The organism is Pseudoalteromonas sp. Z9A6, from assembly GCF_011378805.1.
Lineage (GTDB): Bacteria > Pseudomonadota > Gammaproteobacteria > Enterobacterales > Alteromonadaceae > Pseudoalteromonas > Pseudoalteromonas distincta.
On record NZ_WTKZ01000005.1, the window covers coordinates 134,930 to 150,448 of the forward strand.

The 15,519-nt window shown below is 40.4% G+C and carries 14 protein-coding genes and 1 pseudogene; 13 read left to right on the forward strand and 2 right to left on the reverse strand.

The window, feature by feature from the left end; all coding sequences use genetic code 11:
• Positions 1–45: 45 nt before the first annotated feature.
• The gene (gene gorA, locus GQR53_RS03500; protein ID WP_165742884.1) at positions 46–1,407 is read right to left on the reverse strand and encodes a glutathione-disulfide reductase; all 1,362 of its coding nucleotides are present in this window, start codon (positions 1,405–1,407) and stop codon (positions 46–48) included.
• A 78-nt stretch (positions 1,408–1,485) separates the two neighbouring features.
• Between gorA and GQR53_RS03505 the strand changes: the two genes are divergently transcribed.
• The 13 genes from GQR53_RS03505 to GQR53_RS03565 all read left to right on the forward strand — a co-directional run bounded on the left by GQR53_RS03505 (position 1,486) and on the right by GQR53_RS03565 (position 14,695).
• Entirely contained in the window at positions 1,486–2,160 is a 675-nt protein-coding gene (locus GQR53_RS03505; RefSeq protein ID WP_165742885.1) for a DUF2461 domain-containing protein, read from the forward strand.
• Positions 2,161–2,246: 86 nt separating this feature from the next.
• Complete coding sequence (gene prlC, locus GQR53_RS03510) at positions 2,247–4,286, forward strand: oligopeptidase A (RefSeq protein ID WP_165742886.1); 2,040 nt, start codon at positions 2,247–2,249, stop codon at positions 4,284–4,286.
• 139 nt (positions 4,287–4,425) lie between these two features.
• Positions 4,426–5,604, forward strand: a complete 1,179-nt coding sequence (locus tag GQR53_RS03515; protein ID WP_165742887.1) for a response regulator — start codon at positions 4,426–4,428, stop codon at positions 5,602–5,604.
• Positions 5,605–5,661: 57 nt separating this feature from the next.
• Entirely contained in the window at positions 5,662–6,417 is a 756-nt protein-coding gene (locus tag GQR53_RS03520; protein WP_154903981.1) for a class I SAM-dependent methyltransferase, read from the forward strand.
• 274 nt (positions 6,418–6,691) lie between these two features.
• Positions 6,692–7,417, forward strand: a complete 726-nt coding sequence (gene trmJ / locus GQR53_RS03525; RefSeq protein ID WP_024589846.1) for a tRNA (cytosine(32)/uridine(32)-2'-O)-methyltransferase TrmJ — start codon at positions 6,692–6,694, stop codon at positions 7,415–7,417.
• 237 nt (positions 7,418–7,654) lie between these two features.
• Positions 7,655–8,146, forward strand: coding sequence for a Fe-S cluster assembly transcriptional regulator IscR (gene iscR, locus GQR53_RS03530; protein ID WP_002958424.1), 492 nt, complete (start codon positions 7,655–7,657; stop codon positions 8,144–8,146).
• Positions 8,147–8,170: 24 nt separating this feature from the next.
• The gene (locus GQR53_RS03535; RefSeq protein WP_002958425.1) at positions 8,171–9,388 is read left to right on the forward strand and encodes an IscS subfamily cysteine desulfurase; all 1,218 of its coding nucleotides are present in this window, start codon (positions 8,171–8,173) and stop codon (positions 9,386–9,388) included.
• Positions 9,389–9,429: 41 nt separating this feature from the next.
• The gene (iscU, locus tag GQR53_RS03540; RefSeq protein WP_002958426.1) at positions 9,430–9,813 is read left to right on the forward strand and encodes a Fe-S cluster assembly scaffold IscU; all 384 of its coding nucleotides are present in this window, start codon (positions 9,430–9,432) and stop codon (positions 9,811–9,813) included.
• Positions 9,814–9,825: 12 nt separating this feature from the next.
• Positions 9,826–10,149 carry an iron-sulfur cluster assembly protein IscA gene (gene iscA, locus GQR53_RS03545; protein WP_002958427.1) on the forward strand — a complete coding sequence of 108 codons (324 nt, stop codon included), beginning with the start codon at positions 9,826–9,828 and terminating at the stop codon, positions 10,147–10,149.
• Positions 10,150–10,231: 82 nt separating this feature from the next.
• Positions 10,232–10,759: a co-chaperone HscB gene (hscB, locus tag GQR53_RS03550; protein WP_002958428.1), complete on the forward strand. Its 528-nt coding sequence runs from the start codon at positions 10,232–10,234 to the stop codon at positions 10,757–10,759.
• Positions 10,760–10,800: 41 nt separating this feature from the next.
• The gene (hscA, locus tag GQR53_RS03555) at positions 10,801–12,663 is read left to right on the forward strand and encodes a Fe-S protein assembly chaperone HscA (protein WP_165742888.1); all 1,863 of its coding nucleotides are present in this window, start codon (positions 10,801–10,803) and stop codon (positions 12,661–12,663) included.
• An 11-nt stretch (positions 12,664–12,674) separates the two neighbouring features.
• Positions 12,675–13,013, forward strand: a complete 339-nt coding sequence (fdx, locus tag GQR53_RS03560) for an ISC system 2Fe-2S type ferredoxin (protein WP_002958430.1) — start codon at positions 12,675–12,677, stop codon at positions 13,011–13,013.
• Positions 13,014–13,267: 254 nt separating this feature from the next.
• Positions 13,268–14,695, forward strand: a complete 1,428-nt coding sequence (locus tag GQR53_RS03565; RefSeq protein WP_165742889.1) for an NAD-dependent succinate-semialdehyde dehydrogenase — start codon at positions 13,268–13,270, stop codon at positions 14,693–14,695.
• Between the two features lie 289 nt (positions 14,696–14,984).
• On the opposite strand, the pseudogene GQR53_RS03570 reads toward GQR53_RS03565, so the two are convergent.
• Positions 14,985–15,470 (reverse strand): annotated as a pseudogene (locus GQR53_RS03570) (HD domain-containing phosphohydrolase); the annotation flags it as partial.
• Between the last annotated feature and the right edge of the window lie 49 nt (positions 15,471–15,519).

The window sequence follows — 15,519 nt, forward strand, 5'->3', positions numbered from 1 at the left end:
TACTTAACAAGGGCTTTTTATAATTGAGCGCTTAGAGTTTAGCGCCTAGCGCATAGTAACAAACTCTTCAGAACCTGTTGGGTGAATCGCAACAACGGCATCAAAATCAGCTTTAGTAGCGCCCATTTTCATGGCAACTGCAAAACCTTGAATCATTTCATCAACCGCAAAACCAATACCATGTAGGCCAACTACTTTTTCGTCTGGGCCGGCACATACAAGCTTCATTTTACAAGGTTGGCGATGTTTAGTTACCGCTGTGTACATAGCTGTAAAACCAGATTGGTAAATCTTAACGTTTTCTTCGCCGTATTGAGAAATAGCTTCTTGTTCAGTAAGGCCAATAGTACCAATTGGTGGGTGACTAAATACAACAGTAGGAACTAGGCTGTAATCCATTTTTAAATCATCAGGTAGTTCTTTATTAAATAAGCGTTCTGATAAAGTACGCCCTGCTTTAACTGCTACAGGCGTAAGTTCAATACCGTTTTCGATAATATCACCAACAGCATAAACGTTTTTAGCTGTGGTATTTTGAAACTCATCAACTTTAACAAAACCATCGCTGTTAACTTCTACGTCGGCAGCAGCTACATTAATTGCATCTGTTGTTGGCTGGCGGCCAATGGCCCAAATTACTTGGTCAACGTTATGAGTTTTACCATTATCTAAATGTAGCGTTACAGAGCCATCATCTTCTTTAACTAATTTATGAGGTACAGATTCTGTATGAAGAGTAGGGCCTTCGGCAGCCATAACATCAACAAGGGTTTCAACTATGTATGGGTCAAAGTTACGAAGTGGAGAATGCTTACGAACAAATAAATGTGTTTCAGTACCTAAACCATGTAATACACCAGCAAGCTCAACGGCTATGTAGCCTGCGCCTATTACTGCAACGCGCTTAGGTTGCTCTTTTAGCTCAAAAAAGCCATTTGAATCGATACCGTGTTCAGCACCTTCAATATGCGGAATGCTTGGGCGTCCACCTACTGCAATTAATATATGGTCGGCTGTGTAGTGCTTGCCGTTTACTTCAACTGTTTTATTATCTACAAATTTAGCAAAGCCTTTGATTACAGTAACGCCATTGCTAGCAAGGCCACTGTCATAACCTTTATGAATTCGGCCTATATAGGCTTCACGGCTTTCTACTAACTTGCTCCAATCAAAGCCTTTAACTTCAACATTAAAGCCGTAATCTGGGGCATATAAATTAATTGCTTCAGCAACCTGAGCACCGTGCCACATTACTTTTTTAGGTACACAGCCCACGTTTACACACGTGCCGCCCATGTGTTTTGCTTCTATAAGTGCTACTTTAGCGCCACGCATTGCCGCTCTATTTGCAGAGGCAATACCACCACTGCCACCACCGATTGCAATATAATCAAAGTGTTGTGTCATTTTATGTCCTTAGGCGTTGAGTTTTATGCGCATTAGCATAACATTAAGTTTTAAAAATAAAGAGTGTTTAGGTGACCTATGTTTAGTAAAAAAACATTCGAATTTCTTGCTCTGCTTGATCAAAACAATAATAGAGACTGGTTTAACGACCATAAATCACAGTATGAGGAATACGTAAGAGAGCCCGCTTTAGATTTCATTAGGCAAATGCAAGCACCACTTGCTGAGGTTTCTAGCCATTTTGTCGCATCAGATAAAAAAGTCGGCGGTAGTTTAATGAGAATCCATAAAGACGCGCGTTTTAGTAAAGATAAAACCCCATATAAAATTAATGTAGGAATTCAATTTCGCCATTTTATGGGAAAAGACGTACATGCCCCTGGTTTTTATTTTCACTTAGCAAATGACGAATGTTTTGTAGGTGCTGGTATTTGGCGACCAGAATCAAAGGCGCTTAATGCAATTAGAACCTGCATAGATGAAAACCCAAATAGCTATAAAAAAGCAATTTATGATGAGCAATTTAAATCTATTTTTGAAATGTCAGGAGAGTCGCTAAAACGCCCACCAAGAGGTTTTGAAAAAGAGCACCCATTAATAAATGAGCTCAAGCGAAAAGACTTTATAGCTATTAGCCCGCTGACTCAAAAGCAAGTATGTAGCAATAATTTAGTTGATACGGTACTAGAGCGTTATAAAGTGGCTGACTCATTAATGGGTTATTTGTGTTTTGCTCTGGAGCAACCCTATTAAAATTACACAACTTAAAAGCAGTTGAGTTGTTTTTTTACTTTTAGACCCAATTTAAAACGTAATGCATTAACGCAAAGAGAGTATTTATGAGCAACCCATTAATTGGCCTTGAAGGCTTACCACCATTTTCAAAAATAAAGCCTGAGTATGTAGTACCCGCACTAAAAGACGGTATTGAGCTTTGTCGTAAAGCCATTGATGACGTGTTAGCTAAAGGTTCGTACACGTGGGATGACTTAGTATTACCCCTTGAAGAAGCTGACGATAAATTATCGCGCATGTTTTCCCCTGTATCGCATTTAAATTCAGTAATGAATAACGACGAATTACGTGAAGCTTACGAGCAGTGCTTACCGTTAATATCTGAATATTCAACATTTGTAGGTCAGCATCAAGGTTTATACAACGCGTATAATACGCTTTATAACAGCGACGAATTTAAAACGCTGACTACAGCACAGCAGAAAACAATTACTAATGCGCTGCGTGATTTTAAATTATCGGGTATTGCTTTAGCGCCAGAACAACAAAAACGCTATGGTGAAATAAGCGCACGTTTATCTGAGCTTGCCTCAAAATTTGGCAACAATGTAATGGATGCGACTTTAGCGTGGCACAAGCATATTACTGATGAGAGCGACTTAGCTGGCTTGCCAGAATCAGCTCTTGCACTTGCAGCCGACACCGCAAAAAGTAAAGAATTAGATGGCTGGTTATTTACACTCGATTTTCCATCATATTTACCAATAATGGCTTACGCAGATAACCGCGAACTACGCAGGGAAACCTACACTGCGTTTTCTACGCGCGCATCAGATCAAGGCCCTAACGCCGGTGAGTTTGATAACTCAGATATTATGAGAGAGGAGCTTGCGCTTCGTCATGAACTTGCACAGTTACTAGGATTCAACAGCTACGCTGAAAAGTCACTCGCGACTAAAATGGCAGAGTCACCAGAACAAGTATTCTCATTTTTAGAAGACCTAGCGGCTAAATCAAAACCACAAGCAGAGCAAGAAGTGGCCGAGCTAAAAGCGTATGCTGAACAAAAACACGGTATTTCTGAATTAGAAGCATGGGATTTTGGTTACTACAGCGAAAAGCTTAAGCAAGAAAAGTATGCAATTTCAGACGAAGTACTACGTCCTTACTTCCCTGCAAATAAAGTATTAAGTGGATTATTCGAAACCGTTAATCGCTTATTTGGTATTAGCGTAAAAGAAGTTACTGATTTTGATACTTATCATAAAGATGTGCGCTTTTTTGAAATTGTAGATAGTAGCAATACGCTTCGTGGGCGCTTTTATCTAGATTTATATGCACGCGACCACAAACGTGGTGGTGCGTGGATGGATGACTGTATGGGTCGTAAAGTACGTGCTAACGGCGAACTACAAACTCCAGTGGCTTATTTAGTGTGTAACTTTAATAAGGCGGTTGGCGATAAACCGGCGCTGTTTACTCATGACGAAGTAACTACTTTATTTCATGAGTTTGGTCATGGTATTCACCACATGTTGACACAAGTTGATGCAGCTCCTGTTGCGGGTATTAATGGTGTTGCATGGGATGCGGTAGAGCTTCCTAGTCAGTTTTTAGAGAACTGGTGTTATGACGAAGAAGCCCTGAGCTTTATTTCAGGTCATTATGAAACGGGTGAGCCGTTACCTAAAGAGTTACTTGATAAGTTACTTGCTGCTAAAAACTATAACTCAGGCGTACAAATGCTACGTCAAATTGAGTTTTCGTTATTCGACTTTAAAATCCATAACGATTACAAAGTGGGTGAGCAATGCCAAATTCAAGCAGTACTAAACGATGTACGTAGCCGCACATCAATCGTTAAACCGCCTGAGTTTAACCGTTTTCAAAATGGTTTTAGTCATATTTTTGCCGGCGGTTATAGTGCAGGTTACTATTCGTATAAATGGGCTGAAGTACTTTCTGCTGATGCATTTTCTAAATTTGAAGAAGAAGGTATTTTTAACGCTGAAACAGGGCAAGCCTTCATGCAAAATATTTTAGAAAAAGGCGGCAGTGAAGAGCCAATGGAATTATTTAAAAAGTTCCGTGGTCGTGAGCCAAATGTCGACGCGTTACTACGCCATAGCGGTATTGCTGTTTAAAAATTAATATTTAGCACAAATCAAATTAAAGCGCCTTAATGGCGCTTTTTTATTATTTTAAAATTATTATCTAATAATTTTTAGTAATTTCATCCTACCGTACTATGCTTTTAGCACACCTAATAAAATGGACTAAGGCATGGCAAAGTTGGTATTGGCAATTGATGACGACAAGTATGTTCATCATATAATTGAAGAGTCTTTAGCAGGGTTTTGTAAAATAATTCATGCAAAAGATGGCGATGAAGGATTAAGGCTAACCAATAAATACAACCCAGATATTATTTTACTCGATATTGAAATGCCAGGTATGTCAGGTTATGACGTATGTAAAACAATAAAGCAAAGTCAAAATACTCAGGATATTCCCGTTATGTTTCTCTCATCTAAAATAGAGCTAAGCGATCGGGTAAAAGGTTACAGCGTCGGCGCATCTGATTACATTACAAAACCTTTTAATGCAGAAGAGTTAATAGCGCGAATAAAGGTACTTTACGAATATAGGCAAAAATGCGCAAAACTAAAACTGGATATAGTCAAAGCGAATAAAACAGCTGAAATGGCAATGACAGAGTCAGGCGATATGGGGCGTATAATGCGCTACGTTGGACAAAGTTATCACGCTAATAACTTTCAATCGTTGAGTGAATACTTTTTTACCTTTTTTGCTCCTTTAAATTTAGATGTTGTGGTTGTGTTTTGGTATCAAGGAAAAGGTATTTTTTACAGCCAGCAAAGTGGTGTTTGCCCGTTAGAACAAGAGCTGCTTGAGCAACATCGAAATGCTCAACGATTTGTTGATATTGGTAGCAGCACTATCATTAATTATCCCAAAGTGTCCCTTTTGATAAAAAATATGCCAGTTGATAACGATGCTTTGTATGGGCGCTACAAAGATCTGTTCCCGCATATATTAGAAGTAACCAACGAGAAGGTTGTTACCATGGAAAGAAGCGAAAGCAGTTATGAGCAGGCAGCTCAAATAAGTACAGCCCTTCAAGATATTGTTAAGCAGTTAACTACTCAAAATGTAGAGCAAAACAAAAGTACTAAAGAGTTTATAGAGCAGCTACATGAACTTGACTGCGCTATTAAGCTACAACAAACACAAGCAAATCCTGCGGATCTCACTTTATATATATCTCAATTGGATCAAACAATGCAGTTATTTGTATCGGCTAATAGTGATTTAGCCTTTATCAAATATCAGCTTAAACAAGTTGCCGAAAGCCGCAATGAACTTATATCCAATTTACGTACTAAAGGGGAAGCCGCAAAGGTCAATACGAATCATCATAGTGATATAGAGCTATTTTAGTGCTTTAAAGTAAAGCGGTTGATATACTACAGGCGTATTTTATCGTCGGAGTTTATTGTGGTTATTCAGTGTGCTTTTAAAGAGTTACGCCCTTATTTAAATGAATTAGAAACACGCTTTGGTTTAGCCCAATGGGCGCAAAATTGTAGTGGCTTTAGCTTACATTACGATGATAAAGGGTTAAGTCTATTTAAAACCGACGAGCCTAAACTAGGTGCAATTAACGTTGATTTTGTAACCGGTGCTGCCGCCCATAGGCGTAAGTTTGGCGGTGGTAAAGGGCAAGCAATTGCCAAAGCGGTGGGTTTAAATAAAGGCGCAACGCCTGTTGTACTTGATGCTACCGCAGGCTTAGGGCGAGATGGTTTTGTACTTGCCTCGCTAGGGTGCAAAGTTATATTACATGAACGTCACCCGGTTGTAGCTGCACTTTTATACGATGGTTTAAAGCGAGCCTATAGCGATATTGAAATTGGTTTGTGGATGAAAGAAAATATGAGCCTAATATTTGGTTCAAGCCATACCCTACTATCGCAGTGTGAAAGCATGCCCGATGTGGTTTATTTAGATCCTATGTTCCCGCACCGCGAAAAATCAGCATTAGTTAAAAAAGAAATGCGTGTATTTCAAGAGCTTGTTGGTGCAGATACCGACGCTGACGATTTACTCGAATTCGCCTACCCACTCGCCAGTAAGCGTGTAGTAGTAAAGCGCCCCGATTACGCCCCATTTTTAAACGAAAAAACCCCAAGTATGCAGATCAAAACCAAAAAGAACCGTTTTGATGTTTATGTAAAAGCGGCAATGGTTTAAACATCAAAACAAATTGGTGGTATATCCCTAGAATTTCTGTCGCTGAAAGCATACTTTGACATAAAGTAAGCATAGTCTGACAAATTGAAAGTATACTTTGCTTTCAGCGACAATTTCTGTCGCTGAAACCATACTTTGCTTGCAGCGACACTTATCGATGAAAGAATTGTTATATTGGGCTAGATCTTAGGATCTAGCCTTTTGAATCTAGGATCTTATTGCACTTTCATGTTAGAATTTGCGCAATTTTTTGGCATAGCAAAGTAGCACAGTAATGATCTTAGATGATATTCGCATTGTTTTAGTTAACACGTCACATTCGGGCAATATTGGTTCGGCGGCTCGCGCCATGAAAACCATGGGTTTATCAAAACTTTATTTAGTTGATCCTGCTTGCGAAATAGACAGCCAAGCAAGTGCATTAGCTGCAGGCGCAACTGATGTTTTAGGCAATGCAGTTATTGTAGGTACCGTTGAAGAAGCTATCGCTGACTGCACATTAACGATTGGCACAAGTGCGCGTTCTCGTACGCTTTCGTGGCCAATGGTTGAACCACGTGAATGTGGTGAAAAACTCGTTGCTGAAGCGGTAAATGGCCCTGTAGCGCTAGTATTTGGTCGTGAAAACAGCGGCTTAACTAACGAAGAATTACAGCTTTGTAATTACCATGTATGTATTCCTGCTAATCCAGAATACAGCTCGCTTAATTTAGCAATGGCCGTACAAACACTTAGCTACGAAACGCGTATGGCATTTTTAAATCAACAACCTAAAAAGGTTGAAGAAGACGATGCTGTTTACCCAAGCTCAAAGCAAACAGAGCTGTTTTATGATCACCTTGAAGATACACTTTTCAAAACAGGTTTTATCATCAAACAACACCCTGGTTTAGTTATGACTAAATTACGCCGTTTGTTTAACCGAGCTCACCCTGAAGATGCCGAAATGAATATTTTACGCGGTATTCTCACCTCAATTAATAAGGCTATCCCTAAGTAACTTAGGTATAGCTATTAGTTATAAAAACCAATAGGTAAATAACTAGCTAATACTTGACTAAAATACTCAGGTAATTACAATGGCTGTAATACTTGACCAAAGAGGTCAAGTATTGAAAGTTTGTTAACTCTACAATTTAAAAAGTAAGAGTTTATAAATCAAATTTTTATCAAGTGATAATACTTGACTAATTTACTCTGGTAATTAAAATTTGCACTCTTTTGTGCAGGGGGCGTTATGAAGTTAACATCAAAAGGCAGATATGCCGTTACAGCTATGCTGGATGTTGCACTACACACAGGTGTAGGTCCTGTAGCCCTTGCTGATATTTCACAAAGACAAGAAATTTCTTTGTCTTACCTTGAACAATTATTTGCTCGTTTACGTAAAAATGGCCTAGTAAGTTCTGTTCGTGGACCTGGTGGTGGTTATTTACTAGGGCGTGAAGCGGGCGTTATCTCTGTTGGCGATATTATTAGCGCCGTAGACGAATCGGTCGATGCAACACGTTGCCAAGGTGCCGATACCGGCTGTCAGAGTGGTATGCGTTGTTTAACACATAATTTGTGGTCAGACTTAAGCGCACGCATAGAAGAATTTTTGAATAATATTACCCTTGCTGAATTGGTGGAAAAATCAGATGTGAAAGAAATAGCATCGCGCCAAGATAACAGTATCAATAATGCAATTAAGCAGTTGGAAAACATTCAAGTAAGCTGTCAACTTTAAGGTTGACCTGCAGCGGAGAGAGAAATGAAGTTACCGATTTATTTAGATTACGCAGCGACCACGCCTGTTGACGAACGTGTTGCTAAAGAAATGATGCAGTGCCTGACAATGGACGGTAAGTTTGGTAATCCTGCGTCACGCTCACATCGTTTTGGTTGGCAAGCAGAAGAAGCTGTTGACCAAGCGCGTACAGATATTGCTGATTTAATTAATGCAGACCCACGTGAAATTGTTTTCACATCGGGTGCAACAGAATCAAATAACCTTGCTATTAAAGGTGCAGCACAGTTTTACAAGAAAAAAGGTAAGCACGTTATTACCGCTAAAACTGAGCATAAAGCTGTAATCGACACATGTCGTGAGCTTGAGCGCCAAGGTTTTGAAGTAACTTACATGGACGTTGAAGAAAACGGCCTACTTGATTTACAAAAACTTGCCGACACAATGCGTGACGACACAGTACTTGTAAGCATCATGCACGTTAATAACGAGCTAGGTGTGATTCAAGATATCGCGACTATTGGCGAAATGTGTCGCGAACGTAAAATTATGTTCCACGTAGATGCAGCGCAAAGCGCGGGCAAAGTATTAATCGACGTGCAACAGCTTAAAGTTGATTTTATGTCGTTCTCTGCACATAAAGTGTATGGCCCTAAAGGTGTTGGTGCACTTTACGTTCGTCGTAAACCACGTGCTCGCCTTGAAGCGCAAATGCACGGTGGCGGACATGAACGCGGTATGCGCTCTGGTACACTAGCAACTCACCAATTAGTGGGTATGGGTACTGCGTTTAAAATTGCTAAGCAAGATTTCGAAAAAGATCACGCACACATCAGCGCCTTACGTAATCGTTTAATCGACGGCATTATGGCTGATATGGACGAAGTATACTTTAACGGCACACAAGACCAATCAGTACCGGGTATTGTAAACATCAGCTTTAACTTTGTTGAAGGTGAGTCGTTACTTATGGCAGTAAAAGACATTGCAGTATCGTCAGGTTCAGCCTGTACATCTGCAAGCTTAGAGCCTTCTTATGTATTACGTGCACTTGGCCGTAACGACGAATTAGCACATAGCTCAATTCGTTTTAGTATTGGTCGCTTTACTACCGAAGAAGAGATTGATTACACCGTCGAATTAATGAAAAACTCTATCGGTCGCCTACGTGAGATGTCTCCACTTTGGGAGATGCATCAAGAAGGTATTGATTTAGATTCAGTTGAATGGGCTCACCACTAATAGTGTGAGCACATACCCTAGCAGGTAATGAGGATAGAATAATGGCTTATAGTGATAAAGTAATCGACCACGTAGAAAACCCACGTAACGTAGGTACTCTAGATAAGAACGATCCGTCAGTGGCAACGGGTATGGTAGGCGCACCAGCATGTGGTGACGTAATGAAACTGCAAATTAAAGTATCTGCCACTGGCGTTATTGAAGATGCAAAATTCAAAACCTACGGTTGTGGTAGCGCAATTGCTTCATCTTCACTTGTAACAGAGTGGGTTAAAGGCAAAACGCTAGACGAAGCAGCTACAATTAAAAACACTGATATCAGTGCAGAGCTTGAGTTGCCACCAGTGAAAATTCACTGTTCAATTTTAGCCGAAGACGCAATTCAAGCAGCAATTGCAGACTACAAAAGCAAACAAGCGAAGTAAGAAGAGAAACTCATGGCAGTGACATTGACAGATGCGGCAGCAAACCGCGTACAATCATTTTTAGCAAACCGCGGTAAAGGTTTAGGCCTGCGCGTTGGCATTAAAACGACGGGCTGTTCAGGTCTTGCTTATGTACTTGAGTTTGTTGACGATTTAAACGAAGACGATGAAACTTTTGCGGCTAAAGGTGTCACATTAATTGTTGACGCTAAAAGCTTAGTTTACATCGATGGCACAGAGCTCGACTACACTAAAGAAGGCTTAAATGAAGGGTTTAAATTTAATAACCCGAATCAAGCAGATGAGTGTGGTTGTGGCGAAAGCTTTACCGTTTAAGCTTTAAATATCTTTGTAGTATAAATAAGCCCTGCCAGTTAATGTAGGGCTTTGTTATTTCTGAATATTATTGGTTGAAGTTATGCGTTACTTTGAATTATTTGCAGTCCCCGTTGATTACAATATTGATTTAGCAACGGTTAACAAGCACTACTTGGAATTACAGCGTACTGTACATCCCGATCGCCACGCGAATGCGAGCAGCCGCGATAAGTTAATGGCTGTGCAAAGCACCGCCGAAATTAACGATGCGCTACAAACATTAAAGCACCCAGTAAAACGTGCTGAATATATGTTGAGCGAGCTAGGCGTTGATATTCGTGCAGAGCAGCAAACCTTGCAAGATCCAATGTTTTTAATGCAGCAAATGGAACTTCGCGAAGAACTTGAAGAGCTAACATCAGCTAGCGATCCTGATACCGCCATTGCAAATTTTGAAAAACAAATTAAGCAATTAAACGCGCAATACAGTGCACAACTTGCTGAGCAATTAGCAAGTAACGATGAGCAGCAATATCAACTTGCCGCAGATAATATTCGTAAACTGAAGTTTGTTTATAAGTTACGTGAAGAACTAGAGCGTATCGAAGACAGTTTATTTGACGATTAATTACTTGCTGCAAAGCGAGCAACACGAGTTTAAAGAGCATTATGGCATTATTGCAAATTGCTGAGCCGGGGCAAAGCGCGGCACCACACGAACATAAACTAGCAATTGGTATTGACCTTGGTACAACTAATTCATTAGTTGCAACAGTGCAAAGTGGCGAAGCCCGCACGTTAACTGATGATCTTGGCGCGGCTATGTTACCGTCGGTTGTTCGTTATCAAGCAGGCGGTATTACTGTTGGCGCAGAAGCTGCACAAGTAGCAACGCAAGACCCTGCTAACACACTTATTTCGGTTAAGCGTTTTTTAGGTAAAACTCAGGCTGAAATAGAGCAAAGTTATGGGCAACTACCGTATGAATTTTGTGAGCACAACGGTGCGCTAGCAATAGAAACTGCGGCAGGTAAAATTAGTCCAATTAAAGCATCAAGCCATATTTTAGCTGCATTAAAAGCACGAGCTGAGCAAAGTTTTGGTAACCAAGAAATTTTAGGGGCTGTAATCACAGTACCAGCGTACTTTGATGACGCGCAGCGCCAAAGTACTAAAGATGCCGCAGAGCTTGCGGGTATTAACGTACTACGTTTATTAAATGAACCAACAGCAGCAGCGGTTGCTTATGGTTTAGATTCAGGTCAAGAAGGTATTATTGCTGTTTATGATTTAGGCGGTGGTACGTTCGATATATCAGTACTTAGATTACACCAAGGTGTATTTGAAGTAATGGCAACCGGTGGCGACTCTAGCCTCGGCGGCGATGACTTTGATTCGCTCCTTGTTGATTACTTTAAGCAGCAAACAGGTGTGTCAGCATTATCACCTTCAGTTTTACGTTTATTTATCAATAAAGCAAAAGCGTGTAAAGAAGCATTAAGCCAATACGCTAAAGTAAACGTGGGCCTTGAGTTTGACGATCAAAAATACACCGTTGAAGTAACGCGCGAAACGTTTGATGAAATGGCTATGCCACTAATTAAAAAAACGCTGCGCTCGTGTCGTCGTGCTGTAAAAGATGCTGGCATTGAAAATGAAGAAGTGCTGCAAGTTATTATGGTAGGCGGTTCAACCCGTATGCCATTGGTACGTAGCCAAGTACAAAGCTTTTTTGATAAAGAGCCGCTAACTTCAATCGATCCTGATCGTGTTGTAGCCTTAGGTGCCGCGCTTCAAGCCGACGTGTTAATTGGCAATAAGCCCGATTCTGACATGTTATTGCTTGATGTATTGCCGTTATCGCTAGGCCTTGAAACGATGGGTGGTTTGGTTGAAAAAATCATTCCGCGTAATACAACGATTCCGGTAGCACGCGCACAAGAATTTACAACGTTTAAAGACGGTCAAACAGCCATGTCATTACATGTGCTGCAAGGTGAGCGTGAGCTTGTTGATGATTGTCGATCGCTTGCTAAGTTTAGCTTAAAAGGTATTCCACCAATGGCGGCAGGCGCTGCGCATATTCGTGTAACCTTTAAAGTTGATGCTGATGGCCTATTGAGTGTTTCAGCTATGGAAAAATCAACAGGTGTACAAGCTGAGATTCAAGTTAAGCCTTCGTTTGGTTTATCTGATGACCAAGTAGCTAACATGCTAAAAGAATCAATGAGCAACGCTAAAGGCGACATGCAAGCGCGTATGCTTAAAGAGCAACAAGTAGAAGCGTTGCGCGTAATAGAAGCGCTTAACGCATCACTTGAAGCCGATGGTGCATTACTTGACGATATGCAACTAGCTAACTTACGCGCTGAAATTGCAGAACTGGTAAAAGTGCGCGAAAATGCACAAGAGCCTGGCGAAATTAAAGCAGCTATCGAAAAAGTCGATAATGCGAGTAGCGACTTTGCATCGCGTAGAATGGATGCATCAATTAAAAAGGCCCTTACAGGGCAGTCAGTAGACAACATTTAAGAGAGATTAGAATGCCACAAATTGTTTTTCTTCCACATCCTGAATTATGTCCTGACGGCGCTGCAATTGAAGCTCCTACAGGTCAAACGGTACTCGACGCTGCGCTTAAAAATGGTATTAGCATTGCGCATGCTTGTGAAAAGTCTTGTGCATGTACTACGTGTCACTTAGTGATTCGTGAAGGATTTGACTCACTTGAAGAAAGTGATGAGCTAGAAGACGACATGCTAGATAAAGCATGGGGCTTAGAGCCTGAGTCACGCCTTGGTTGCCAAGCAATTATAAGAGATGAAGACCTAGTGGTTGAAATACCTAAGTACAATCTCAATATCGTTAATGAAGAGCACTAGTTTTTAACGATATATATATTAAAAGCCGCTGTTTGATACAGCGGCTTTTTTGTTTGTGAATTGTAGGCGTGACAAGCAAAGCTCGTAAGTTATTTTGCAGGCAAGCAAAGCTTGCTGGCGTTATGTGTTTTAACTCTAGTTTATAAATATAGAAGCAGCGCTTCTCACGTGAGCAAAGATCCTAAAATGTTAGCCTTGGCTCTATGCCACGCATTAAAAGCTAACACCTTAAAACGTAATTTTGGAGGTTTATTTTGAGTAATCTTATTTTCTCAGACTCATTTATTAACGGCGAATTTTATAAAACCGATACGCGCTTTAGCGTTAACGATCCCGCTACCGAAAAAAGTATTGTTGAAGTAAGCGATATTGACGAGCAGGGTGTAAATAGCGCAATAACCGCAGCTCAAGGGGCTTTTGTTAAGTTAAAAACGACGAATGCCACTGAGCGAAGCGAAACCTTGATGCGCTGGTATGAGCTAGTAATAAAGCACAAGCAAACACTTGCAGAGCTGATGACTAAAGAGCAAGGCAAACCACTCAAAGAATCCCTTGGTGAGATTGATTATGGTGCAGGTTTTATCAAATGGTTTGCAGAAGAAGCCAAACGTAGTTACGGAGATGTAATTCCGCCAACAGATGACTCGCATCGTTTAACTAGTTTTAAGCAGCCTGTCGGTGTTGTAGCTGGTATAACGCCGTGGAACTTTCCTATTGCTATGGTTACTCGTAAAGTAGCGCCAGCCTACGCTGCGGGCTGTAGCTTTATACTCAAACCTTCTGAACACACGCCACTTTGTGCTATCGCACTTGCTTACTTAGCTGATCAAGCTGGTTTTGTTAAAGGTGCATTTAATGTACTGGTTTCTCAAGATGCCAAAACAGTAGGTAAAATGCTGACTGACTCAGAAGTTGTGCGTAAGTTTACATTTACCGGTTCTACCGGTGTAGGTAAGCAGTTGCTATCGCAATGTGCAGACACAATTAAGCGCACCTCGATGGAGCTTGGCGGTAATGCACCTTTTATTATTTTTGATAATGCCGACTTAGATGAAGCTGTTGAAGGGCTAATGGCGGCTAAATTTAGAAACAGTGGGCAGGCATGTGTTGCTGCAAACCGTATTTTTATACAACGTAATATTCTCGACAAAGTACTGTCAAAAATCACGCCTAAGGTTGCAGCGTTAAAAGTGGCAAATGGTTTTGAAGACGATGTTGATATTGGCCCACTCATTTACCCTAAAGCCAAAGAGAAAGTACAACAGTTAGTACAAGACGCACTCGATAAAGGTGCTACGTTGATTGGCGATAATAGTGACTTAGGTGGCAGCTTTCAAAACCCATTAATAGTAAACAACGTAACGACAGAGATGGATATTTACCACGAAGAAGTATTTGGTCCAGTATTAACGGTTATTCCTTTTGATGAAGAAAGTGAAGTGCTTGCACTTGCTAACGATGTACCATTTGGTCTAGCAGCCTACTTTTACAGCCAAAATATTAAGCAAATTTACCGAATTAGTGAAGGGCTTGAATTTGGTATGGTAGGTGTAAATGAAGGTGTTATATCAAACCCAGTAGCGCCTTTCGGTGGCGTTAAACAATCTGGTTTGGGCCGAGAAGGTGGGCATCAAGGGCTGGATGAGTACCTAGAAGAAAAATACGTGTGTATTAAAATATAACGGCAGTTAAGTATACGAGCGCGAATTTACTTCGCGCTCTTTTATGACGTTAATATGGCAGATATATGAACTTTACCTTTTACTGTTGCTACCCAAAGCACTAAATGCTACCTTTGGAGCCATATTTTTTGTTAATAAAACAACATAAAAAAACAAATAAAAAGTAAAAGGATTTCTATAAGTAGAAATAACCCCGTGTGTAAATGCCACCGTAAGGTGGCATTTTTTTGTTTGGATAGGTATAGGCTGTAATAAGCGTATTTTGAATAAAGGCATGGCTTTATAGGTGCTAACTTATAGGTGTGTAACCGGGTAAGTTATCAAAATCTACCTCATCTAGCTGCTCTGGGTTAGCATATTCATTGATATAATTTTTATAGACTTGCGACTCAATAAAAATAGCAAAAATGTCAGCATCAAGATGGTTTTTAGCAACCATTGAGCCTAAAATAAATAAACACTCACTGACCGGTTTTGCTTTTTTGTAGGGCCTGTCTACCGCAGATAGCGCTTCAAAAATATCCGTAATAGCCATTAACCTTGCAGGCACCGACATTTGCTCTTTGGTTAAACCTCTTGGATAACCAGTACCGTCAAGTTTATCATGATGACCTAAAGCATATTCAGTCACATTGTTTAAGTGTTTAGGGAACGGCAGGGCATCTAAAATATTTTTAGTTACATCCATATGACGTTTCATTACTTCACGTTCGGCTTCGGTTAACGTGCCTCTTCGTATTGTTAAGTTTTCAACTTCATCAGCTGAGAGCAATGGCTAAGGGATCCCCAAAAATAATTATTAAATTTCAATCACATCACTCACA